This is a genomic window from Marinobacter halophilus (genome assembly GCF_003007685.1).
Classification (GTDB): Bacteria; Pseudomonadota; Gammaproteobacteria; order Pseudomonadales; family Oleiphilaceae; genus Marinobacter; species Marinobacter halophilus.
Genome location: NZ_PXNN01000017.1, coordinates 864,420 through 885,694 on the forward strand (window position 1 = coordinate 864,420; position 21,275 = coordinate 885,694).

Sequence of the window (21,275 nt, forward strand, 5' to 3'; positions counted from 1 at the left end):
CTTTTGCCTTGGGCTGGCTTTGTCGAAAATGGTCTTCAATAATCTGTCAGGGCTTCTGTTTTTTGGCGTTATCAGCCCATTTCGAAAAATATCTATCAAACAAGGGCTATCAAACAGCCATGACGAGAAAGACATTAGGTTTAACCCGAACACGAAATAAAGACGTTGAGCCAGTGGCTAACGAAGCCGAAGCTGTGTTTGAGGTTGAAGGTGAGGCTGATCCACAAAAACGTTTTTTAAACGGTGTGGTGATCAATCCAACGCCGGGGATTCGCTTGGAGTCAGGTTCAGAAAAACTCACGGTGCGCGCGATGGATTTGATCACGCCGATTGGAATGGGACAGCGAGGTTTGATCGTTGCACCACCGGGGTCTGGAAAATCGACAATTTTAAAAGATATTTGCCAGGCGGTGGGAAAGGCGTATCCCGAGATTAAACTTTACGCGTTATTGATCGATGAGCGACCCGAAGAGGTCACTGATTTCAAGCGTAGCGTCCCGGCTGAGGTCCACGCTTCTTCTTCGGATGAAAGCTATGCTCATCACGTTCGCGTTGCCGATGAGCTTCTTGATATCGCCCGCCAACAAGCTGGCGAGGGTCACAACGTCATGATTGTGATTGATTCTCTCACCAGGCTTTCGCGTGTGCATAATGCGGAGCGAAAGAGCAGCGGTCGCACTATGTCTGGCGGGATGGATGCGCGAGCGATGGAGATTCCGCGGAGGTTGTTTGGCGCTGCACGAAACATTGAAAATGGCGGCTCGCTTACCATTTTGGCCACCGTTCTGGTTGATACCGGCAGCCGTATGGACCAGGTTATATTTGAGGAATTCAAGGGTACAGGGAACATGGAGCTGGTTTTATCAAGAGACGTTGCGAGTCAGCGAATCTTCCCCGCGCTGGACATTTCGAAAAGCAGTACACGCCGAGAAGAGCTACTGTTAGCCCCGAAAGATTTAGACAAAATAAGAGCCTTGCGCCGGGCGCTTGGCGGTCTCAAACCGCTAGAGGGCACCAAAAAGCTGGTTGAGCTGCTTGAGAAGTACCCCACAAATGCCGAGCTTCTGGACAACATCCCCGGGGCGCCCATCAATTAATCCGCGCTACGGGGTCAGACCCGCGTCGACTACAGATTTCGCGCTGCGCGGCTCCAAAATTGCTGCAAAGCTCATTGGGTCATAACCCAAGCATCGCCGAAGAAGGAGAAAGAGTATGGGTCCCGAACATTTTGGCTGGGGCGGTTGGTGGGTATTCCCCGTAGTCATGCCTCTCATAATGATTATTTTTCTCGTCATTTTTCTTTATTTTGTGTTTGGCCGAGGTGGCTCCAAACTGCCGTGGTGGAATAACTCCGAAGGACCGTCGAACCAAAATGGAGATTCTGAAACGGCGATGGAGATTCTTAAGAAGCGCTACGCCAAGGGTGAGATCACGCGGGAAGAGTTTGAGCAAATCAGAAAAGATCTTGAAAGTTAACTGGGCGGACTCGTAGCAATCCGGAACTCCAGTCCAGTTTTGGGGCAACCCGACTGGCACTGTTTGGCCGCACAGCCCGCGATACAGCTACCAACAGCAGCGACATTGATGAACTGGTACATCAGGAAAAACATGATAAAAGTCGAGGTCGCGATCATCGCTGAAAATCGACCCCAGCCCATTCCCTTCATCTGATGTTGTTGGTTCATTCTTTAGCCCTCCTGGTTGGCTCTTTCCCGATTGGCATCGAAGTCGACGCCTTCCAGAGTATAAGGTAGTTCTCTTTTACTCTGGTCACAATTCGGAGGGGAACTCTTGGTCATAATTACTGTGCGAGGATAGAAACACCCTCAATTTGAGCGACGGTTTTGGCCTCCGCTCGCTCAATAACCCTTACCAGGGTCGATTGGATCATCTCGTCCTCTCGAACGTCGCTTTCACTCACAAACTTTTGCTTCTGTGGTTCTGCGTTTTCATCCTGAGTAAACGAAATAACGAGCTCCGTTGCCGTCTCCGGCGTCTTGCCAAAGTACTCCAGCGAAATCAGGGGATAGCCATGAAAGCCTTTGTTGACCTGCTTTGCGATACGCTTTTTTGCTTTATCCACATTCATAATTGGTGTGACCAACCCCATAAAAATTGGAAAGCTGGATAGGGCCTCAACCCCGCCAGCGCATCAAGCACTAGATTACAGGGCTTCATTGTCTTGCGCCAACTGACCATCAGGGTGAGCCCGTGACCCAGACAAGGTCACGACTCCGGCGATTGTCGCGACAGGGCAATGGCCGTCAGCCAGTTACCCTTCAGGTAATCGATTTTGTTCGGGACCAGCATGGGCGTTTCCAGCCAACCCTCCAGGCGCTGAAGTAGCTCGTAATACCATCCGGTGCCCGGCGGCTGCCGCTACTGCTGAGCGTCGTGCTTCTGGAGGGCTGTTCCTCACTGCACTACGCTAGATGAGACCCGCACTCATTACAACCAGCTGATCAGCCGCATGCACACAGCCGAAGAACGCATGGATCCGGTGTTGCAGGCATTTCAGGATCAGGTGCTGTATCTCAAACATAACCTGAACGCCCAGGCGATCGGCTCCCCAGGGAACGAGCTGGTGGGTATTCGCCAGGACGTGGACGAGCTGATTCGCAATATGGAGGAGTCGGTCGCGGAGTCCGAGGCCTTTATCCGGCGCTTCCGCGAAGGCGGGTGACCCGCCGATCGGTCAGCGGCTCAGCTGGTTGACGGCAGGCTTCCACCCAGCATGTTTTCAACCACGGCAGCGTTATAGAAGGCTTCAACGGTCTGAATTTTGTCGCTCCGGACACGGAACCAAACCGCCAGCCGCACATCCCCGATCGGTTTGAAGTGGGTCTGGTAGTCCAGGATCGCGAACACGTGCTCGCCGTCGGCACTGAGTTGACGGACAACCAGATCTTTCTGAATGGCTGCCATGCCAAATTGGTACGACAGCATGTCATCGGGCCGAAGGAAACGCATGTTCGGACCCACATACTCAAATCCTTCCGCCACCAGTAGGGTCTTGGCCTCGTCAAAACGCTGGGCCTGGATGTCTGCGATGAACTGCGCCACGATATCTTTTGGCTGCATGAATAGGCTCCGGTTTAAGGTGGGGACGATTGAGGGCGGAATTTACTAAGTTGTGACAAAGATACCTTGCTGGAACCGCCAGCGCATTCCCAACGTTGGAAATTCCCTGCCAAACAATCTAATTTTATAGGCAGGGAGGAGCGGGCCATGGATCAGGACACTATTCGGGAAACCGACAACAGCTTGCCGGAACACAGCGAGGGTATCCGGGTCGGGAGGGAGCTGCTTGCGGCCACGAAGCCTTATGTGGAAGGGTCGGCTACAACCAGCTGGTGCTACGTCGGCTCGACCTTCGGGTTGATGATTGCAGCTCTGACGGCGGCCGGATTGATTGCCTGGTGGCTATTCCACGCCTACGGCGCACTGACTCTTACACCAACCCGCTCCTGGAGTGCCAGTCACAATTACCATCACGGCCATGTGGGTCAGATTTCGACGACCAGTGTGGGCGCGTTTCCGATGATGACCGCCCGCATGTGGCAGGCTTCAACGCGCTGGTAGCGCTGATTAGTCACTTCGGATTAATCGCCGTGCTGTGGATACTGGGCGGCTTCAGTCTGGTCTTTTTTGTCTTTCTGCTGCCGATGGCGCTGGCCTCCGCTCTGGGGAGTTATCTGTTTTTTGCCCAGCACAGTTTCCGGCGTATGCAGATTGCATCACCGGAAGCCTGGAGCTATTACCGGGGGGCTATGGAGTCTTCCAGTTACATGCGGATGAATCAGGTGATGCAGTGGTTTACCGGTAATATTGGCTATCACCATATTCACCATCTCAACGTTCGGATTCCCTTTTATCGACTTCCCGAAGTGATGGCGGCCATTCCGGAACTGCAATCACCATTGGTCACGACTCTGGCACCCGGCGATATCGCCGACTGCTTCCGGTATGCCCTCTGGGATGAAGATAAACAGCGCATGGTGACCTATCGGGAGGCCTCCGGTTGATCACACCCTATGCAAGGGTGCTCACTCGGTCTTTTCACCATGAAGATCTTTGCCGGTCGCCTTCAGCATGGCACGAATGCGGTCAATGTGGACTTGTGAGTCTTTAGCCCGCTGGGAAATTGATGAAGGCGATTGCTTGCTTTCATTCTTGCTCATGGTGACAAGCAGGTTCTGACGCTCCTCAAACATTCTCAACGCTACCCAGAGCGTCTCTTCAACCTTTACCGTTTGTTGAGCCAGCAGCGCCGAGGAGGTAAACGCATGGCCGGTGTGACAGCGGTACCTCAGGAGGCTTCCTTCCTCCATTTGCCATAACACCCCACCACAGTCCGGGCAGTTGTATGGCACTTGGTGTCCGAGTGCCTCGACAGAGGGCAGATCGCTCAGAACCCGCTGGGCGATCTTCGCCTCGATCACGATGTCTTCCGGAACCGGCGTGCGCTCCGGCAGTTCTCTGGTGACCAGCTCGGATAGCAGCGCGCCCATCCCGGCGATCGGCATGCAATAATCGGCGCCAACATTCGCGATGACCGAGCGCGGCATGTCCGGATATGCCGCATCCTCAGGATCCTGCGCAATGCATACGCCTCCGCATCGCTTGATAGCCATCATGCCACTGGTACCGTCATCCAGATAACCGGTCAGGATGATGCCGATTACCCGGTTGCCATAGGCCACGGCTGCAGAACGAAAAAGCGGATCAATTGCCGGACGCGAACGGTTTTCCCGGGCACCTTTGGTGATGAGAATCTTTCCGTTATCAATCAGCATGTGTTGATCAGAAGGCGCCAGATATATATGACCGCTCTTGAACGCCTGCTGATCGTGCGCCTGTGCACAAGGAAGGTTGCCGCTACCATTTAAAACGTTAACCAGCGCTTCGCCCGTCGTGTGCATGCCCATATGATTGACAACAAAAACGGGGGCCGGAAAATCCTCAGGCAACTGTGCAACCAACTCCTTCAGCGCCGCCATGCCACCAGCGGATGCACCGACGACTACGGGCATGGGATTACGGATCTGCTTCAACACCATCTGCTCGATCTTACGCTTCATTTTAAAGGCTACCGCGGTGGTGCCGGATCCAGTTTCGGCGGCTTGGGATCCGATTGGCTGGCGCCTGTTCCGGCCAGAGAGCCTCCTGCACCCGAAATGCCTGACCCCGGTTTGTCAGTAGTGGTCTGAGCGGGCGTGTTGCTCGCGGATGCATCAGCTCGGCCTTCACTTTCCGGGGCAATCTGACCCTGGGCTTCATGCAGTTTTTCCTCTGTCTTTTCCTTGAGTGCACCTGCGCCCCTGTCGCTCCATTCTCCCAGCACGCGATCTTCTGTCGAGGTGCGTGGCAGAAGGGCTCCCAGGGCGGCACCGGCGGCCACTGCCAGAACCCCAACCATTAAAGGCTGCTCACGTAGCGTTTTAATATAGCCTTCACGCGCATCGCGAAGCCCGGTACGTGCGCTTTCGGCAGTGTGCCGACCGGCGTCGCTTACACGGTGCATGACGTTGCTGGCGCCTGCAGCCACTTGATGACCAGCTTCCCGGGTACGCTCAGCCGCGTCGTGGGAGGACGACTTTAGACTACTGGTAGCGGAAGACAGTTTTTCCCGAGTGGCGCCAGCTTTATTGCCCATGGTGTCAGTGAAGCTCTCTCCCCGATTTACCGACGGCTGCCTGGATGCGGTCATCAGCCAGATCAGGCTTACCCCCGCGAGAACGGTTGGAACCGGATTGTTTTCCACCCGAGTGACGAGATTACGAACGAAGTCAAAATCACCTGTGTTCCGAAACATTGAGATTCCCCGGTTAAGCAGTTCGCTGGGAGATAGCTGGTTCATCAGCTTATCTACTGTGTCCTCGAGATCTTCACGTACACTATCAGCCTCACGTGCAAGATCTTCAGGGTCCTTTTGCAGGTCGTTTTTAAATTGCTCTTTTGCTGTAGTCATGATGTGTATCCCTCAACGGTTTCCTTGTCTCTCTGGACGCTGTCCATGGTGCGCGTCGGTTTCAAACTGGATGATTCCAGCTTCTTCTTGCCCGCCGTTACCATAACCAGCCCTATAATCGTCACCACGCCACCAACAATCAGGGCGGCCAACCAAAGCTCCATAATCTGCCCGAGCCCTAACGTCGCAGCAGCAAGCAGGAACAGGTAACCAGAGTTCAATACCACCACTCCGCTGATCAGACTGGAGACACCTTTTTTGGTATCGTCAAGTGATTGGGAAACTTCCGAGCCCGCTAAAGCGAGCTCCTTGCGGAAAAGAAGGGCGAGATCATCGATCAGTTGTCGAACCAGATCATAAAACCGCGCTTTTTCCTCGGGCTGGGTGGCAGGTTGAATGTCACGATTTGGCCCGGAAGGGTCGAGATTTCCATTCTGAGCGGCGTCAGCCATGTTGACCTCCTGGATTTCCTTGTGTGAGCGTACGCGTTTGCTTAGCTATACCCATCAGAGGGTCTTGAGGATGCCTTGAAGAACCGGCTCAACGCGATGCCAACTCCTACACTGCCAAGCACAAAGAGTGTCGGGTTCTGGCGGGCCAGTCGCACTAGATCCTGAGTCAAATCTTCAGAGGTGCGTTTTTCCAGGCGTTCGGCATACTCAGACAGCCCGGAAGCAATCGAGGTGGTCGTTTGAGCCAGCGTTTCCTCACCCTGGTCCCGGAGGCTGTCTGCGGCGCAGCCCAACGCTTCGGCGCCGTGACTGACGGTGCTGGAAACAGTTCTTTTCGCGGTATCGGCGCCCTCCTTAGCCTTGGCCTGAGCGGCTTTTACCGCTTCGCTACCAAGCTCTCGGGCACTTCCTGCGACGGAGTCTGTGTTACTGCCTGGCTTGGAACTGTCTGCACCACCGGATGCACCCACGTGTTGTGAAGAAGCATCAGGGAGTGGTGATGACTGAGACGATGATTGCGTTCCCCTACCTTGATGTTTACCCGGATCGTTTGGTTCCATGATATTTCTCCTGATACGCCGGATAGCTTTTCAAACGTCCGGCGATTAAACATAAGGGATGCGAAACTTTGCTGAATTCGCAATTGGATGACAGCGACAGGCATCGGCAATGTCAGAGTCAACCTGTGGAGAAAGGCTAGCGCATGGTGACAGCGGGGTATGTACGGTTGCCCACGTAAGGTATTGGCGGGATGGCGGGTTGGTGGGTAACCCGCTGGCAATCCTTGAAAACTCTGACCCCGCCCCCATTTAGAGAGTAATTCGAAGCGTCCGCCCATGGGCCGGGCATCTTCCCTTTTCAATACAACCACCTCAGGGAAAGAGCACTATGAAAATTCTTCAAAAACCCTTTCAACAGCGGACTGTCTGGCAGTTGACGTCGCTGATGGCACTGGTGTTGTTTCTCAGTGGCTGTGGGGTCAATAACATCCCCACTTACGATGAGAGAGTTACTGCCGCCTGGTCACAAGTGGAAAACCAGTACCAGCGCCGCGCCGATCTGATTCCCAATCTGGTGGAAACCGTCAAAGGTTTTGCAGCCCAGGAGCAGGAAACTCTGACCGCGGTAATTGAAGCGCGCTCCAGGGCCACCTCGATTCAGGTGGACGAAAGCATTCTCAACAATCCCGAGAAGCTTCAGCAATTCCAACAGGCACAGGGTGAACTGAGCAGTGCCCTGAGTCGTCTGATGGCAGTGTCTGAGCGTTACCCGGACCTGAAATCGAATCAGAACTTCCTGGCCCTGCAGTCACAGCTTGAAGGCACAGAGAATCGTATTGCCGTCGCACGCCGGGATTTCATTCAGGCGGTGGAGCGTTACAACACCGAGCTGCGTACCTTCCCGGGTAAAATCTGGCACAGCATGCTGTATAGCGAGCTGGAGCCCCGCGCCAACTTCGAAGCCACTGCAGAAAATGCCGACCAACCACCCGCGGTGACATTCTGATGGCTGTTGTGCCCCGCAAAAGTCTGTTGCTGACGTTACTGCTGTTGCTCCCGGCCGCCGCCTGGGCCCAGTCAACGCCGGACTTTCCCGAGCTGACGGGCCGGGTGGTTGACCGGGCCGACCTGCTTTCCCCACAAGTGGAAACGCGCCTGGCCCAGATGCTCCAGGCCCACGAACAGGCCAGCACCGAGCAGGTGGTGGTGGTCACCTTGCCCGATCTGCAAGGCTTTCCGATTGAGGATTTCGGCTATCAGCTGGGCCGGCACTGGGGTATCGGCCAGGAGGGTGAAGACAACGGTGCCCTGCTGATCGTGGCACGGGATGAACGCAAAGTGCGCATCGAAGTGGGTTATGGCCTTGAAGGCCGGCTCACCGACGCCCAATCGTCTACCATTATTAATCACGTGATCACCCCCGCGTTCCGTGAGGGGGACTTTCAGGGCGGCATCGTCAACGGCGCCGCGGCCATGATTCAGGTCCTCGGTGGCGAGCCCATGGCGGTGCCACAGGGTCAGCCTGGTGCCGTTCAGGAAAAGCCTGAAGCCGGCATGGTGGCGCTGTTCTTCATACTTATGATGGCTGCCGTGTTCTTTATCGGCAGTTCCGGCGGCCGTGGTGGTCGCGGGGGCGCAGCTCTGTTGGGCGCGGCTCTGCTGGGCGGTGCCATGGGCGGCCGTGGCGGCGGCTTCGGTGGCGGTGGTTTTGGCGGCGGTGGTGGCGGCTTTGGCGGCGGGGGTGCCTCCGGTGGCTGGTAACTCCGCCTTGGTATCCGCGCACGCTGAACTCCCTCACCTGCTAATGAGAGCCACAGAATCATGACATTACTAAGCAAACACGATCAGGAAGCTGTTACCGAGGCGATCAACGAGGTTGAGCGGGAAACCGACGCCGAACTGGTCACCGTGCTCGCGGCCCAGTCCGACAACTACAGCTATATTCCCCTGCTCTGGGCCGGCATTCTGGCGTTGCTGGTGCCGGGTATTGCCAATTACTTCGGCAGTTGGCTTGGTGCCGACATGCTGTTGCTGGTGCAGTGGGGTACCTTCACTGTGCTCAGCCTGCTGTTCCGGGTGCCGGGCATCAACACCCGTCTGATCCCCCGGCCGGTGCGTTACTGGCGGGCCTCCAACCTGGCGCGGCGGCAGTTTCTGGAGCAGAACCTGCACCATACCGAAGGCAGCACCGGCATGCTGATCTTCGTCTCGGAGGCCGAACGCTATGTCGAGATCCTGGTGGATCAGGGCATTGCCGACGTTCTGGATAACTCGGTATGGGAAACCATCGTGGAGGACTTCACGGCCAAGGTGCACCAGGGCCAGACCAAGCAGGGATTTCTTGACTGTATTGCTGCCTGTGGCAAGCTCTTGAAAGAGCATGTGCCCGCTACCCACGAGCGCAACGAACTACCCAACCATCTGGTGATCCTGCCCTAGCCACAACGGCAGGCACCCTGCGCTCTAAACGCACCCGGGAGCCGATACTATGGGGCAACAGAACGCCGAGCCGACACTCGAGCTGGCCTTGCGGCAGCTGGATGCGGCGCTGGGTGATTTTGCCCGCGCCCGCAGTCGCGACCCTAATGCCTCCAGCCTTACGTTGCTGGAGCGCGCCCGGGCTCTGATGACGCTGCCGGGCGGCTTCGACGCCCTGTACCGGCGCGTTCGCTCGCTGGAATCCGCCGGCATCTTCGGCACCAGCGACTGGGCCCAGCCGGCAACCCTCCAGCCAGCACTGGCCAAGCATTCCCTGCGCGAGGCCGGTGCGGTGACCACCATCGTTGAGGCCATCAGCGAGCTGCGCATGCTGGCCGTCACCCGGGGTGATTACTTTCACAAGGGCATTTCGGCCGAACAGGCGCGCTATTTCCTGACCCAGGTGATGGCGTTGAATCTGGACCTGTTGTCTGGCCAGCTCACCGAAGCCGACCGGGAACGCCCGAAACAGCTCGGAATGATTGTCCAGGGTCTCTACCGATATCTGATTTCTCACCTCGGCTACGAAAGCCTGCTGGACAGCCTGGTGGCAGAGGTCTGGCGGTTGCTGGATCAAGGGCCGGTGCAGGTGGACAGCATCTGCGACATGATCGGCCAGATCGCCAAATGCCTCTATGACCCGAAAATAGAAACCAATGACAACGCGGCTGCAACCCGCCTGGTCAACGCCTTGTTTGCGCCCACCCCGGGCAGCGCCGAAGACCCGGGCCTGCGGATTTACGAACAGCGGCTACAAGAGATGGACGATGTAACCCTCGCCGCTGAAGCCACCTGCTTTGCCCGCAGCATGCACGACACCGGCCTGGCCTCGGCGTACCACGCGGTTATGCTGAGGTTTCTGCGCAACAGTGATCAGGACGACCTGATACCCACCACACTGGGGCTGACCATAACCGGACTGGACGACCTCTACTGCTATACCGAACTGGTCCACGCCCTGATTGACGAAGCCATCTACCCGGAAACCTGCCAGGCCGTGTATGGCCTGACCATGATGCTGGAGCGGGGTTCATTGTTTACGCCGTCTGTGGCGCGGGCCCTGTGGCGGCACATCAAACTCCGCCTCTCAGCGGAGACCGCTCACACCCTGCAAGAGGCCTTTGGCGATGCCCGGCCGCCCCGGGTGTTTCTGCTGGCCGGTGTCATCAACCTGTTAGGACAGCCGCTGGGTGTCGGCCAGGGCAATAACCCCACCTGCCAGTCAGCCATCGGGCTGTCAGTCTGGGCGACCAACGAAGCCGATTATCTGCTTCAGGTACTGACCTGGGCGGCCCGGGACAATGAAGTACTGAATCGCTTTGAAGGCGAAACCGTCTCTTCCAGAGATCTGCAGCCCGGGTTGGTCAAGGACACACCGGTGGATGTGGACCCGGTGTCGCTGATCCTCATTCCCCACCTGGATCGCCTCTACGGCGAGATGTGGCGCCGCTGCGAAGACCGGGACGACGACGCCCACCGCTGGATCAACCCGGAATTCTATGGCTGGTGGGTCAGCCACGGCTTCCGGGTGGTGGCCGATATTCACACCGGTGAGGTGCAGGACTACGATGGCTTCATCCGGCACTTTTACGCCAGCTACCACCCCTTCTACAACGGCCACATGCCAGTGATCCACGCCCAGCCCGCGGGCATTGCCGTCACCGACAGCGCGGCACGCTTTGTCGGCCGTCACGCCATTAACATCCTGAGGGTCGGGCTTAGCCCCCGCAACGAGATGCGGGTGTATTTCTTCAACCCCAACAACGACAGCGGACAGAACTGGGGCCAGGGCATTACCTGCTCCACCCAGGGCCACGGCGAATTTCGCGGCGAAGCCTCCCTGCCCATTGCCGAATTCACCTCTCGACTGTACGTATTCCACTACGACACATTGGAACTGGGCGACCTGTCGGCCATACCGGATGAGGAAGTGGCCCGTGTGATGGAGCTTGGCTACACCAGCTGGGCGGCAGCGCCGGAGACCTAACAGCACTGAAGGTACGGGCGCGGGCAAAAGACCCACACGTTCAAGAGGTATCAGAAGTTTGTCTCAGCGCACAGGCTGACAGCCACGGATGGCAAGGGCAAGATCGGTGGTTGCCTTGATCTGATCGTAATATCTGGCGGCCGTTTCTACACCCATATTTGCGTAGTTGCCGGCGGTGGGGCTGATCAGTTGACCCAACTGAGCCCAGGCCACGGCGGATTCACGGTCTTGCTCGTAGGCGGAAAAAGCCTGATAGATTTTGCCGCAGGTAATGCCTTCGCCGTCCGCGGCGGCTGACGATACGTTGGCGGAGGTCTGACAGCCAGCCAAAGCCGCTGCGGCCATAAAAAGCATAAGACTTTTCAGTTTCACTGATGGTATCTCCCAAGATGGAATAGCGCTTTGGTTACCGGAGCCTGCCGAGAACGCGCAGCAATTGCCGCCACTTTACAGTGGGCGTTGACCCAAGAGGACCTATATCGCAAAAAATACCTCAATAACCTTCCGCAACCAGCCGTCTGAACGTCAGTCCTGTCAGGTTCTGTGTGCTATCTTTTAAAGAGGCTGCCGAGATGTATGTATGAGGTAGGAGCAGTCGGCACGAAACACCACGGAGGTAGTTTCTATGCGTATCGCAAAAGAAGATATACCTGTTCGGATTGATGTTCCCGGCGCAAAGGCACGACAGCAAACCGGTTTTGGTGATGTCTCAGGCTACGGAACAATGGGTGCCGAGTACTTCTCCTTCGGTGCCGGAACGGATATCACAGAACTGTTGCGCGGGCTTGAGGATGACCGTTGTCAGTGCCCCCACTGGGGTTATGTGGTGAAAGGAGAGATCACCGCTCTGTATACGGATAGCAGCGAAGAAACATCACGAAGCGGTGATCTGTTCTACTGGCCTCCCGGGCACAGTGTGCGGGCGGAAGAAGACACCGACATCGTGATGTTCAGCCCACAACACGAGCACGGCGCAGTCATTGAGCATATCCGGCATCAAGTCAACGGTTGAGCGGTTGCCCAAAAACCGGACGTAAGACTGCTCCTGCAAGGAAGGAGCCCAGCTTTCCCTTCTTTGCAGGCTCTCACCTGGTTAAATATTTGTCGGCCCTTCCACACAAAAACCCGCAAAAGAACCGTCAGCCTACCATGCGTTTTTCGTGTTGCTTGCTAAGCTAGTGAAGAACCAAAAATAATAAAGGAGAACACTATGTTAGACAGGGCATCCAGACCCATGGTCAGCCTGGTGGACAAATACCTGCCAGACCCCTTTCTGTTCGTGATTATCCTCACCCTGTTGTCATTCATCGCCGCCATGATCTTTGAAGGCCATGGCCCGTTGGCGGTGATCGAGATGTGGGGTAATGGCTTCTGGAATCTGCTGACCTTCTCCATGCAGATGCTATTGGTACTGGTGACCGGTTTCATGCTGGCCAGCACGCCGTTGGTGCGTGGCTTCCTTAACCGGATTGCCGGCCTGGCCAAAACGCCGGGGCAAGCGATTGTACTGGTGACTTTTGTGGCCCTGATCGCCAGCTGGATCAACTGGGGCTTCGGCCTGGTGGTGGGTGCACTGTTTGCCAAAGCCCTGGCACGCCAGATTCGCGTGCACTACCCGTTGCTGATCGCCAGCGCCTATTCCGGGTTCATTGTGTGGCATGGCGGACTGGCAGGCTCCATTCCCCTGACCATCGCCACCGATGGGCACTTCACGGAAGGTGTGATCGGTATTATCGGGACCAGCGAAACCATTTTCGCGTTCTTCAACCTGGCCATCGTGGCTGCCCTGTTCATTGTGGTGCCCATCGTTAACCGCCTGATGCTGCCCGACGAAAAAGACAGCGTGTACGCAGACCCGAAGGTGCTGGACGACGAGCCCGACACCGCCATTGTGATCAACCGCCCGGCCGACCACCTGGAAAACAGCCGGATACTGGCCTGGCTGGTAGGGTTCAGCGGTATTGCCTTCATCTTTCAGTATTTCATCAACGGTGGTGGCCTGAACCTGAACATCGTGAACTTCATGTTCCTGTTCATTGCGATCATCCTGCACCAGACCCCGAAACGCCTGCTGAACAGCCTGAACGAGGCCGTCAAAGGCGGCTCTGGCATCGTGATCCAGTTCCCCTTCTATGCCGGCATCATGGGCGTGATGACCGCGTCTGGCCTGGCCGCCAGCATTTCCTCCGGCTTTGTGTCCATTGCCAGCGCGCAAAGCCTGCCCTTCTGGAGCTTTATCAGCGCGGGACTGGTGAATATCTTTGTACCGTCCGGTGGGGGCCAGTGGGCGGTGCAGGCTCCGGTTATGCTGCCGGCCGCGCAGGAACTGGGTGCGGACATATCAAGGGTGGCCATGGCCGTTGCCTGGGGTGACGCCTGGACCAACCTGCTGCAACCGTTCTGGGCCCTGCCAGTGCTGGCCATTGCCGGACTCAAAGCCAAAGACATCATGGGCTACTGCCTGATGTTGCTGATCATCACCGGCATCATCATCAGCATCGGCTTGACCTGGCTCTGATGCTCCTTACAGCGGTGACAGCGGGATGCCTTCGAGTTCTCCGTTGTCACCCGCGATCACAGTTGCCGGCAGCCCTGCCCTGCATTAGGATTGCCATGTCATCGCTTTGCTACACTACCCCGAGCAGCCCTTGAAACAGCATAAGACCACACGCACTCAACATTACTTTCGGTGGGCCGGAATCGCAGCTTTTATGGCCTGTCTCATCACAGCACCCGCCATCGCGGGCCAGCGCCTGACGCTCAAGCTTGGCAGCATGAACGATTTTGAGTATCTGTCAGACATGCTAACGCAAGTGCTGGAAGCCGACGGGTATGACGTTGACATAGTGAAAGTAGCGGACATCCCCACCACCCGCCTGGAGTGGATGCTGGCGCAGGGCGAGCTTAGCGCCATGATGCTGGGCGAAACACCTCCCCGCACCAAGCGCTTCCTCCAGGTGGACGTGGCGATGACCGACAACCTGATGAACCAGCGCATTCTCTTCATTCCCCCCGGACACCAAGACCGCTACAACCAGGTGGAAACACTCGGTGATTTTCAAGCTCTGGGGCTGACAGCCGGCATGGGCAGGTCATGGCGTGATTACCAGATATGGCAGGCTAATGATTTACCGGTAATCGGTCTTGCCGGGGAATGGCGGCGACTTTATGACATGGTGGCCATTGGCAATCGGGGTATCGACTACCTTCCGAGGGGCGCTTATGAAATGGCCAAGGAGTGGCCACAATACCCGAATCTGCAGATGGAGCAGAACCTCGTCCTGGTCTACAACAAAGACCATATCCTCTACGTATCCCCCAAGGAACCCGCGCTCCACAGCACGCTAAGCCGATTGCTGCCAAAAGCCAGCGACTCCGGGCTCATTCGTGCCCTGGTTGAAAAACACTTCCAGGCGGTTTTTGAACCACCTGTCAATCTCACAGAGCGCCGGGTAATTCCGTTGCAGCCCAGATAGTGACGGCCAGACGGATGGCCTCCCGCTACGAAACATATATAAAAATGACTTTGCATCGTAACGGCATTCATCTTGTTCATTCTTCTTTCTTATGCTTGGAGGCATAACACCCAAGAATCTAATAACCAGGCACCGCGTGGCCAATAAGTCTGGTTGCGGACATCTATCGGTGTCAGCGAACATCGGCGTCGCTATATCTATAACAAAGCGCTTACTTGTTGAAGTTTTTTTAGACTACCCCGGTGTTGCCGCCATTCCCATTGTTGTTATCGACAAAAGTCCCGATCGAAATGAGTTGCGGAGTTCCAGCTGGCCAATCTATGGCCCATCCGCTTTAATTCATTGAATAACTCAATCACATCCAGCCGAGTGGTGCTTGCCCTTGAATGAAGTATAACCTTGCCTCAAATGCGATTTGGAAGCGATGGAACACAACAAACAAGAAACCCCAATGACAGGAGGTCACCGCCATGAAACGTATCGCTATCTGTTTTGACGGCACCTGGAACCGGCCGGAGGAAAACATCGGTGAGGACTTTCCCACCAACGTGCTGCAATTTGCCCGGGCGATTCAGCCCACGGATGGTCGGGGCATTGAGCAGGTAGTTTTCTACGACTGGGGCATTGGCTCCTATCACGACCAGATTCTGGCAGGCGCGACGGGCCAGGGGCTGGAGAAGAACGTGATGGACGGCTATCGGTTTCTCGTCCACAACTACGCGCCCGGCGATGAGATCTTTCTGTTTGGTTTCAGTCGTGGCGCTTACACCGCCCGCAGCCTGTGCGGGATGATCAATAACTGCAGCATTTTGAAAAAAGTCCACGCTAACCAGATTGAAAACGCCTTCAAGCTGTACAAAACCAAGAAGCACTCCGCCAACGGCGAGCACTCGATGGCCTGGAAGAAGACCCACTCGGTGGAACAGCGCACGCCCATCAAGTTTGTGGGTGTTTGGGATACCGTTGGTGCCCTGGGGCTACCGTTCACTTTTTTCGGTTTGATTAAAGACAAAGACCTGTTTTACGACCGGGAGATCGGCAACAACGTTGAAACCGCCCGGCACGCGCTGTCGCTGGACGAACACCGGAAAGACTTCGAGCCTACCCTGTGGGATCCCAAGGAAGGGACTGACATCAAGCAAGTGTGGTTTGCGGGCGCACACTCGGATGTCGGCGGGGGCTACGGCCCGGACAAGAAAGATCGCATTCTGGCGAACATCCCACTGCTGTGGATGGCGGAGGAAGCAAAAAAACAGAAGCTCACCTTCCACGACAACCTGCCCACCCAAACCTTTGCCACCGCCGAGCAGCACAACGAGTACAAGGGCAAGTACAGATTACTGGGCAAGTTGGTGCGGGATATTCCGGCGCTGGAGGTCAACAAGACCTGGGTGCACTCCAGTGTGAAAGGTCGATACACCAGTGGCTACAAGAGCGAATCCATTGAGCGGTTTGTAAAGACCCACGGCAAATGGCCGCCGTTGTGGGACTAGGAGCTGACGGAGGAAGACTGGGGGCTCGCGCCCCCATCGTTCACCCCAGGTTCTTGCGCATGAATTTCTGAATTTCCCCCACGATACCGCTGCGGAACGCCAGTACGGTCAGTACGAAAATGCCGCCGAGGATGGGGTCAACCCAGTCCCTCAGGGGGCCCTGGGACAATTGGTACTCGATGTTGACCACAAAGGTAGCGCCGATCACCGGGCCCAGCAGGGTGCCCATGCCGCCAACCAGGGTCATCAGGATGACTTCACCCGACATGTGCCAATGGGCGTCGTTCAGCGAGGCCAGCTGGAACACCACGGATTTCATGGAGCCCGCCAATCCCGCCAACGCTGCCGAGATCACAAAGGCCAGTGTCTTGTAGCGGTCGACGTTGTAACCCAGTGACACCGCCCGGGGCTCGTTCTGCTTGATGGCTTTGAGCACCTGGCCGTAGGGACTACTGACAATCCGCTGCACCAACAGGTAGCAGGCGATGAATACGGTCAGCACGAAGTAGTACATGTTCATGTTGTCCGACAGATCGATCAGGCCGAACAAGTGTCCCCGGGGAATACCGTGCATACCGTCTTCGCCGCCGGTAAAAGCCGACTGCACGAAGAAAAAGTAAACCAGCTGGGCCAACGCCAGGGTGACCATGGCAAAGTAGATGCCTTGCCGGCGAATGGACAACAAGGCGAATGCCAGCCCCAGCAGGGTAGCTACCAAGGTGCCGGCAATAATGCCCATTTCGGTGGTCAGGCCCGAGTAGTTACTGAGCAGATACCCGGTGGTGTAGCCGCCACTGGCCAGGAAGGCCGCATGGCCGAAGGATAGCAGGCCGGTAAAACCGAACAGCAGGTTGAAGGCCACCGCAAACAGCGCGAAGCACAGGATTTTCATCAAGAATACCGGGTACATCGCGAAGGGCGCCGCTAGCAACAGGAGCAGCAAGACGCCGTTGAGCAGCATTTTCCGGCGGTCCTGTGACTTCTGCTGGTCGAGGATAGCCTTTCGTACGTTGGAAGAATCGAAGGACTGGCTCATGGTTATGCTTCCTTACCGAACAGGCCGGCGGGTCGGAACATCAGCACCACCACCATGACCAGGAAAATGACCGCGGACGATGCGGGTGGATAAAAGGTTTTGGTCAGGCCCTCAATCACGCCCATCAGAATGCCGGTAATAATCGCCCCGCCGATGGAGCCCATGCCGCCGATGACCACCACCGCAAACACCACGATCAGCGTATTGGCGCCCATGCCGGGGGTGACGGAGTAGATGGGTGCTGCCAGCACCCCGGCAAAGGCCGCCAGTGCCACGCCAAAACCGTAAGTGAGGCTGACCAGAAGCGGCACGTTGATGCCGAAGCCCTGCATCAGCTGGGAGTCTTCGGTGCCGGCCCGAAGGTAGGCACCGAGCTTTGTTTTCTCGATCACAAACCAGGTGCCAAAGCACACCAGCAGCGCCACCACTATGACCCAGGCCCGGTAATAAGGCAGGAACATGAAGTCCAGTTTGAAGCCGCCCTTGAACATATCAGGCATCGCGTAGCGCAGGCCGGAAACGCCGTAAATATTGGTGAGGACGCCCTGAATAATCAGCGCTACCCCGAAGGTGAGCAGAAGGCTGTAGATGTGATCCTGCCCGGCAATGCGCCGCAACAGAAAGTATTCGATCAGTACCCCGAAGGCGCCGACCAGTAAGGGTGCCAGGAACAGGGCCACCCAGTAGTTAACGCCCAGTGTGTTGAACAGAACAACCGTGACCAGGGCGCCGAGCATGTACATGGCACCGTGGGCGAAGTTGATGATCTTAAGCAGGCCGAAGATGATCGCAAGGCCCAGGCTTAACAGGGCGTAAAAGGCGCCATTGATGAACCCGATCAGAAGCTGGCCGGACAGCACAGCAAGCGGGACGCCGAAAATCATGGACATGGGTTTAACTCCACAAGCAGCACGTACGTTGGGATTGAGCGTGTCGTCCAAGCGACTTGCCGGGTGCACCCTGCCCTGTTGCGGGATGCACCACAGCGTTTGTCAGTCTCAGTTAGTGACCAGTTTGCACTTGCTCTCGGAGAGTGGGCGGTAAGCTTCGTCTGCCGGGATGGTCCGCAGGATCTTGTAAAGATCCCATTCGTTCTTGGACTCAGCCGGCGTTTTAACTTCCGCCAGGTACATGTCGTGCACCATCCGGCCGTCCTCGCGGATGCGACCGTCGGTGGCGAACATGTCGTTGATGGGGGTGTCTATCATCTGCTTGCGCACGGTCTGGGCATCATCCGTACCGGCTGCGGCCACCGCATTCAGGTAATGCAGGGTGCTGGAATAGATACCGGCGTGCACCATGGTGGGCCGGACACCGGTTTCTTCCATAAAGCGATCGGACCATGCCCGGGTGTCGTCGTTCATGTCCCAGTACCAACCCGTGGTGAGCTGGATGCCCTGGGCCGTGTTGGCACCAAGTGCGTGCACGTCGGTCAGGAACAGCAACAGAGCCGCCAGCGTTTGGCCGGCCTGGGTTACACCGAACTCACTGGCGGTGGTGATGGCGTTGGTGGTGTCTGAGCCGGCATTGGCCAGGCCGACCACATCTGCGCCGGAAGCCTGGGCCTGCAACACAAACGACGAGAAATCCTGGGTCGGGAACGGATGGCGCACAGAACCCACGATCTCGCCGCCGTTGGCTTCCACCACCCGGGTGACATCGGCTTCAAGGGCGTGACCGAAGGCGTAGTCTGCGGTCATCAAGTACCAGCTTTTACCACCTTCCTGGACCACCGCACTGGCGGTGCCGTTGGCCAGCGGATAGGTGTCATACACATAGTGGATATGGTTAGGGGTGCAGTGCTCGTTGGTAATGCTGGAGGCCGCAGAACCGGAGACAATACCAAGCCGGTCATTCTCTTCAAGAATCTTGCTGACGGCGATGGTTACAGATGAGGCCACCAGACCCGCGACCATGTCGACGTTGTCATTCTCCACCCAGCGGCGAACGGTGCTGGAAGAGGAATCCGGGTTGTTGCGATCGTCAGCGCTGACGATTTCGATTTTGGTGCCGTTTACAGTACCACCGAAATCTTTAACGGCCATTTCCAGAGCCTTTAGGCCGTTGGGGCCAGCCAGATCACGATAGGTGCCAGACATGTCTGCCAGGTAGCCAATCTTTACCGTGTTGTCGGAAATGGCCGCCTGAGCGCCACCCACCATCAGGGCTGATGCAACGGCTGAGGTCAGAAGCTTTTTGGTCATTGTCATTGTTGTATCTCCGCTACTGTCTTGCGTTGGTTCGTGTTGTTGTTGGTTTTGTTGCTCTCGTTCTATCCGGAGATCAGACCCCCAAATAGCCATCCAGCACCGATTGCTTGGCACTCAGTTCGTCGGCGTGGATTTCTTCCACAATCTGCCCATGCTCGACCACGTAATGACGATCGGCCAGGGGAGCAGCAAAGTGAAAATTCTGTTCAACCAGTATGATGGTCAGGCCCTTTTTCTTCAGCGCCATCAGGACCTCGCCCAGCTTCTCAACAATTACTGGCGCGAGCCCTTCGGTGATCTCATCCAGCAAGAGCATGTTGGCGCCGGTACGCAGAATGCGCGCCATCGCGAGCATTTGCTGCTCGCCACCGGAAAGCTTGCTGCCCTGACTGAATCGGCGTTCGTACAGGTTCGGGAACATGCCGTAGATTTCTTCCAGACCCATGCCACCGCTGCGCACCACCGGCGGCAAGGTGAGGTTTTCCTGAACGTTAAGAGAAGAAAAAATGCCCCGGTGTTCGGGGCAATAACCCACTCCCAACCTTGCAATGTGGTGCGGCGCGCAGCTCATGGTTTCTTCACCATTGATCATGATCGAACCGGTGCGCCGGCCCACCATGTTCATAATCGCTTTGAGCGTGGTGCTGCGGCCGGCGCCGTTACGCCCAAGCAGGGTGACCAGTTCGCCCCGCTTTACCACCAGATCAATGCCATGAAGAATGTGCGATTCGCCGTAAAAGGCATGCAGCCCGGAAACCCGTAGCTGTTCATAATCTTTTTGAGGGCTCTGGCTCATTGCGCTGCCTCCGCCTGCGGGGCCGGACTGCTGCCACCGCGCTCACCGCTGTCAGCGCTGCCCATGTAGACTTCGCGAACTCGAGGGTCAGCAGACACCGTTTGGTAGTCGCCTTCGGTCAGCACCGCCCCCTGGGCCAGCACGGTAATGCGATCACACAGTTTGCTGACCACACTGAGGTTGTGCTCAACCATCAACACGGTTCGGCCTTCCGCCGCCTTGCGCACCAGCTCCACGACCTGGTCTACGTCTTCCGAGCCCATGCCCTGTGTTGGCTCATCCAGTAACAGCATTGTCGGCTCCATGGCCAGAGTGGTCGCCAGCTCCAGCGCCCGCTTGCGACCATAGGCAAGCTCGACGGTAGTGGTGTTGGCGAATTCAGTCAGGCCGACTGAATCGAGCAGCTCCATACAACGCTGGTTGAGCTTGTGCAGGGAGTTACCGGATTTCCAGAAGCTGAATGAGGTGCCTTCGGCGGTTTGCAGAGCAACGCGGATATTTTCCAGCGCCGTCATGTGCGGAAATACGGCCGAAATCTGGAACGAGCGCACGATGCCCTTGCGGGCAATGGCGGCGGATTTCAGAGACGTGATGTCTTCACCCTGATACAGAATCTGGCCTCTAGTCGGACTCAGAAACTTGGTAAGCAGATTGAATACCGTAGTCTTACCGGCGCCGTTAGGGCCGATCAAGGCGTGAATATGGCCCTGATGGATCTTCAGATTGACGTCGTCAACCGCCACAAAGCCTTTGAATTCCTTGACCAGGTTACGGGTCTCGAGAACGAACTGTTCACTCATGAGCCACTTCACCTTTTGTTATTGTTGTCTTTCACAATCAATCTACAGATTAGATTGACGTATACGTAAACGTCAA

At 56.5% G+C, this 21,275-nt stretch carries 25 protein-coding genes and 1 pseudogene; 14 read left to right on the forward strand and 12 right to left on the reverse strand.

From position 1 onward, the window contains the following. Positions 1-62 precede the first annotated feature (62 nt). The 3 genes from rho (at position 63) to C7H08_RS18585 (ending at position 1,640) form a co-directional block, all read left to right on the forward strand. Positions 63-1,097: a transcription termination factor Rho gene (gene rho / locus C7H08_RS17830; RefSeq protein WP_227663331.1), complete on the forward strand. Its 1,035-nt coding sequence runs from the start codon at positions 63-65 to the stop codon at positions 1,095-1,097. Positions 1,098-1,212: 115 nt separating this feature from the next. Then, a complete protein-coding gene (locus C7H08_RS17835; RefSeq protein WP_207768331.1) occupies positions 1,213-1,476 on the forward strand; it encodes an SHOCT domain-containing protein in 264 nt (87 codons plus the stop codon). A gap of 59 nt (positions 1,477-1,535) precedes the next feature. Continuing rightward, positions 1,536-1,640 (forward strand): hypothetical protein, encoded by a 105-nt coding sequence (locus C7H08_RS18585; protein ID WP_373284934.1) that lies wholly within the window; start codon positions 1,536-1,538, stop codon positions 1,638-1,640. 161 nt (positions 1,641-1,801) lie between these two features. On the opposite strand, the gene C7H08_RS17850 is transcribed toward C7H08_RS18585, so the two are convergent. Continuing rightward, positions 1,802-2,089, reverse strand: coding sequence for a hypothetical protein (locus C7H08_RS17850; RefSeq protein WP_106673647.1), 288 nt, complete (start codon positions 2,087-2,089; stop codon positions 1,802-1,804). Positions 2,090-2,437: 348 nt separating this feature from the next. Between C7H08_RS17850 and C7H08_RS17855 the strand changes: the two are divergent. Beyond that, positions 2,438-2,683: pseudogene (locus tag C7H08_RS17855) on the forward strand (DUF2959 family protein); the annotation flags it as partial. A gap of 20 nt (positions 2,684-2,703) precedes the next feature. Here the strand turns inward: C7H08_RS17855 and C7H08_RS17860 are convergent. After that, positions 2,704-3,081, reverse strand: coding sequence for a nuclear transport factor 2-like protein (locus tag C7H08_RS17860; protein WP_106673552.1), 378 nt, complete (start codon positions 3,079-3,081; stop codon positions 2,704-2,706). 147 nt (positions 3,082-3,228) lie between these two features. Here C7H08_RS17860 and C7H08_RS18210 point away from each other — a divergent pair, with 147 nt between their 5' ends. After that, positions 3,229-3,582, forward strand: coding sequence for a fatty acid desaturase family protein (locus C7H08_RS18210; RefSeq protein WP_165793981.1), 354 nt, complete (start codon positions 3,229-3,231; stop codon positions 3,580-3,582). After that, the gene (locus C7H08_RS17865) at positions 3,558-4,025 is read left to right on the forward strand and encodes a fatty acid desaturase family protein (protein ID WP_165793982.1); all 468 of its coding nucleotides are present in this window, start codon (positions 3,558-3,560) and stop codon (positions 4,023-4,025) included. Before C7H08_RS18210 ends, C7H08_RS17865 begins: the two co-directional genes overlap by 25 nt. 21 nt (positions 4,026-4,046) lie before the next feature. On the opposite strand, the gene C7H08_RS17870 is transcribed toward C7H08_RS17865, so the two are convergent. From C7H08_RS17870 to C7H08_RS17885, 4 genes are read right to left on the reverse strand one after another with little or no spacing between them, the layout of a single operon-like run. Next, positions 4,047-5,081, reverse strand: a complete 1,035-nt coding sequence (locus tag C7H08_RS17870) for a chemotaxis protein CheB (protein ID WP_207768332.1) — start codon at positions 5,079-5,081, stop codon at positions 4,047-4,049. Between the two features lie 8 nt (positions 5,082-5,089). Continuing rightward, on the reverse strand, positions 5,090-5,971 hold the full coding sequence (locus tag C7H08_RS17875) for a DUF3618 domain-containing protein (RefSeq protein ID WP_106673554.1): 882 nt from the start codon (positions 5,969-5,971) through the stop codon (positions 5,090-5,092). After that, complete coding sequence (locus tag C7H08_RS17880) at positions 5,968-6,423, reverse strand: phage holin family protein (RefSeq protein ID WP_106673555.1); 456 nt, start codon at positions 6,421-6,423, stop codon at positions 5,968-5,970. Before C7H08_RS17880 ends, C7H08_RS17875 begins: the two co-directional genes overlap by 4 nt. Positions 6,424-6,464: 41 nt before the next feature. Continuing rightward, on the reverse strand, positions 6,465-6,983 hold the full coding sequence (locus C7H08_RS17885) for a hypothetical protein (protein ID WP_133169842.1): 519 nt from the start codon (positions 6,981-6,983) through the stop codon (positions 6,465-6,467). 385 nt (positions 6,984-7,368) lie between these two features. Here C7H08_RS17885 and C7H08_RS17890 point away from each other — a divergent pair, with 385 nt between their 5' ends. From C7H08_RS17890 to C7H08_RS17905, 4 genes are read left to right on the forward strand one after another with little or no spacing between them, the layout of a single operon-like run. Further along, positions 7,369-7,929: a LemA family protein gene (locus C7H08_RS17890; protein ID WP_227663354.1), complete on the forward strand. Its 561-nt coding sequence runs from the start codon at positions 7,369-7,371 to the stop codon at positions 7,927-7,929. Then, positions 7,929-8,684, forward strand: coding sequence for a TPM domain-containing protein (locus C7H08_RS17895; protein WP_106673558.1), 756 nt, complete (start codon positions 7,929-7,931; stop codon positions 8,682-8,684). The genes C7H08_RS17890 and C7H08_RS17895 overlap by 1 nt, the downstream gene beginning before the upstream one ends. Before the next feature lie 60 nt (positions 8,685-8,744). Next, the gene (locus C7H08_RS17900; protein ID WP_106673559.1) at positions 8,745-9,362 is read left to right on the forward strand and encodes a TPM domain-containing protein; all 618 of its coding nucleotides are present in this window, start codon (positions 8,745-8,747) and stop codon (positions 9,360-9,362) included. Between the two features lie 49 nt (positions 9,363-9,411). Further along, complete coding sequence (locus tag C7H08_RS17905) at positions 9,412-11,388, forward strand: hypothetical protein (protein WP_106673560.1); 1,977 nt, start codon at positions 9,412-9,414, stop codon at positions 11,386-11,388. Between the two features lie 63 nt (positions 11,389-11,451). On the opposite strand, the gene C7H08_RS17910 is transcribed toward C7H08_RS17905, so the two are convergent. After that, positions 11,452-11,760 carry a hypothetical protein gene (locus C7H08_RS17910; protein ID WP_165793983.1) on the reverse strand — a complete coding sequence of 103 codons (309 nt, stop codon included), beginning with the start codon at positions 11,758-11,760 and terminating at the stop codon, positions 11,452-11,454. A gap of 253 nt (positions 11,761-12,013) precedes the next feature. Here C7H08_RS17910 and C7H08_RS17915 point away from each other — a divergent pair, with 253 nt between their 5' ends. The 4 genes from C7H08_RS17915 to C7H08_RS17930 all read left to right on the forward strand — a co-directional run bounded on the left by C7H08_RS17915 (position 12,014) and on the right by C7H08_RS17930 (position 16,357). Beyond that, a complete protein-coding gene (locus C7H08_RS17915; RefSeq protein WP_106673561.1) occupies positions 12,014-12,400 on the forward strand; it encodes a cupin domain-containing protein in 387 nt (128 codons plus the stop codon). 198 nt (positions 12,401-12,598) lie between these two features. Beyond that, positions 12,599-13,906, forward strand: coding sequence for a short-chain fatty acid transporter (locus C7H08_RS17920; RefSeq protein WP_106673562.1), 1,308 nt, complete (start codon positions 12,599-12,601; stop codon positions 13,904-13,906). Positions 13,907-14,099: 193 nt separating this feature from the next. Further along, the gene (locus C7H08_RS17925) at positions 14,100-14,864 is read left to right on the forward strand and encodes a hypothetical protein (RefSeq protein WP_106673563.1); all 765 of its coding nucleotides are present in this window, start codon (positions 14,100-14,102) and stop codon (positions 14,862-14,864) included. Between the two features lie 470 nt (positions 14,865-15,334). Further along, the gene (locus C7H08_RS17930; protein WP_106673564.1) at positions 15,335-16,357 is read left to right on the forward strand and encodes a DUF2235 domain-containing protein; all 1,023 of its coding nucleotides are present in this window, start codon (positions 15,335-15,337) and stop codon (positions 16,355-16,357) included. 40 nt (positions 16,358-16,397) lie between these two features. Here C7H08_RS17930 and C7H08_RS17935 read toward each other — a convergent pair whose 3' ends face one another. From C7H08_RS17935 to C7H08_RS17955, 5 genes are all read right to left on the reverse strand, one after another. Next, complete coding sequence (locus C7H08_RS17935) at positions 16,398-17,318, reverse strand: branched-chain amino acid ABC transporter permease (RefSeq protein WP_373284935.1); 921 nt, start codon at positions 17,316-17,318, stop codon at positions 16,398-16,400. A 77-nt stretch (positions 17,319-17,395) separates the two neighbouring features. Next, complete coding sequence (locus C7H08_RS17940) at positions 17,396-18,283, reverse strand: branched-chain amino acid ABC transporter permease (RefSeq protein ID WP_044386779.1); 888 nt, start codon at positions 18,281-18,283, stop codon at positions 17,396-17,398. A gap of 108 nt (positions 18,284-18,391) precedes the next feature. Beyond that, complete coding sequence (locus C7H08_RS17945; RefSeq protein WP_106673566.1) at positions 18,392-19,603, reverse strand: ABC transporter substrate-binding protein; 1,212 nt, start codon at positions 19,601-19,603, stop codon at positions 18,392-18,394. Between the two features lie 73 nt (positions 19,604-19,676). Then, on the reverse strand, positions 19,677-20,399 hold the full coding sequence (locus C7H08_RS17950; RefSeq protein WP_106673567.1) for an ABC transporter ATP-binding protein: 723 nt from the start codon (positions 20,397-20,399) through the stop codon (positions 19,677-19,679). Further along, positions 20,396-21,199, reverse strand: a complete 804-nt coding sequence (locus C7H08_RS17955) for an ABC transporter ATP-binding protein (RefSeq protein WP_106673568.1) — start codon at positions 21,197-21,199, stop codon at positions 20,396-20,398. Before C7H08_RS17955 ends, C7H08_RS17950 begins: the two co-directional genes overlap by 4 nt. Positions 21,200-21,275 lie beyond the last annotated feature (76 nt).

Excerpts from the sequence above, each read along its gene's own strand:
- C7H08_RS17835 (WP_207768331.1), top strand. The coding sequence starts at position 1,213 with ATGGGTCCCGAACATTTTGGCTGGGGCGGTTGGTGGGTATTCCCCGTA.
- C7H08_RS17850 (WP_106673647.1), bottom strand. The coding sequence starts at position 2,089 with ATGAATGTGGATAAAGCAAAAAAGCGTATCGCAAAGCAGGTCAACAAA.
- C7H08_RS17860 (WP_106673552.1), bottom strand. The coding sequence starts at position 3,081 with ATGCAGCCAAAAGATATCGTGGCGCAGTTCATCGCAGACATCCAGGCC.
- C7H08_RS18210 (WP_165793981.1), top strand. The coding sequence starts at position 3,229 with ATGGATCAGGACACTATTCGGGAAACCGACAACAGCTTGCCGGAACAC.
- C7H08_RS17870 (WP_207768332.1), bottom strand. The coding sequence starts at position 5,081 with ATGAAGCGTAAGATCGAGCAGATGGTGTTGAAGCAGATCCGTAATCCC.
- C7H08_RS17875 (WP_106673554.1), bottom strand. The coding sequence starts at position 5,971 with ATGACTACAGCAAAAGAGCAATTTAAAAACGACCTGCAAAAGGACCCT.
- C7H08_RS17880 (WP_106673555.1), bottom strand. The coding sequence starts at position 6,423 with ATGGCTGACGCCGCTCAGAATGGAAATCTCGACCCTTCCGGGCCAAAT.
- C7H08_RS17885 (WP_133169842.1), bottom strand. The coding sequence starts at position 6,983 with ATGGAACCAAACGATCCGGGTAAACATCAAGGTAGGGGAACGCAATCA.
- C7H08_RS17890 (WP_227663354.1), top strand. The coding sequence starts at position 7,369 with ATGGCACTGGTGTTGTTTCTCAGTGGCTGTGGGGTCAATAACATCCCC.
- C7H08_RS17895 (WP_106673558.1), top strand. The coding sequence starts at position 7,929 with ATGGCTGTTGTGCCCCGCAAAAGTCTGTTGCTGACGTTACTGCTGTTG.
- C7H08_RS17900 (WP_106673559.1), top strand. The coding sequence starts at position 8,745 with ATGACATTACTAAGCAAACACGATCAGGAAGCTGTTACCGAGGCGATC.
- C7H08_RS17905 (WP_106673560.1), top strand. The coding sequence starts at position 9,412 with ATGGGGCAACAGAACGCCGAGCCGACACTCGAGCTGGCCTTGCGGCAG.
- C7H08_RS17915 (WP_106673561.1), top strand. The coding sequence starts at position 12,014 with ATGCGTATCGCAAAAGAAGATATACCTGTTCGGATTGATGTTCCCGGC.
- C7H08_RS17920 (WP_106673562.1), top strand. The coding sequence starts at position 12,599 with ATGTTAGACAGGGCATCCAGACCCATGGTCAGCCTGGTGGACAAATAC.
- C7H08_RS17925 (WP_106673563.1), top strand. The coding sequence starts at position 14,100 with ATGGCCTGTCTCATCACAGCACCCGCCATCGCGGGCCAGCGCCTGACG.
- C7H08_RS17930 (WP_106673564.1), top strand. The coding sequence starts at position 15,335 with ATGAAACGTATCGCTATCTGTTTTGACGGCACCTGGAACCGGCCGGAG.
- C7H08_RS17935 (WP_373284935.1), bottom strand. The coding sequence starts at position 17,318 with ATGCTGCTCAACGGCGTCTTGCTGCTCCTGTTGCTAGCGGCGCCCTTC.
- C7H08_RS17940 (WP_044386779.1), bottom strand. The coding sequence starts at position 18,283 with ATGTCCATGATTTTCGGCGTCCCGCTTGCTGTGCTGTCCGGCCAGCTT.
- C7H08_RS17945 (WP_106673566.1), bottom strand. The coding sequence starts at position 19,603 with ATGACAATGACCAAAAAGCTTCTGACCTCAGCCGTTGCATCAGCCCTG.
- C7H08_RS17950 (WP_106673567.1), bottom strand. The coding sequence starts at position 20,399 with ATGAGCCAGAGCCCTCAAAAAGATTATGAACAGCTACGGGTTTCCGGG.
- C7H08_RS17955 (WP_106673568.1), bottom strand. The coding sequence starts at position 21,199 with ATGAGTGAACAGTTCGTTCTCGAGACCCGTAACCTGGTCAAGGAATTC.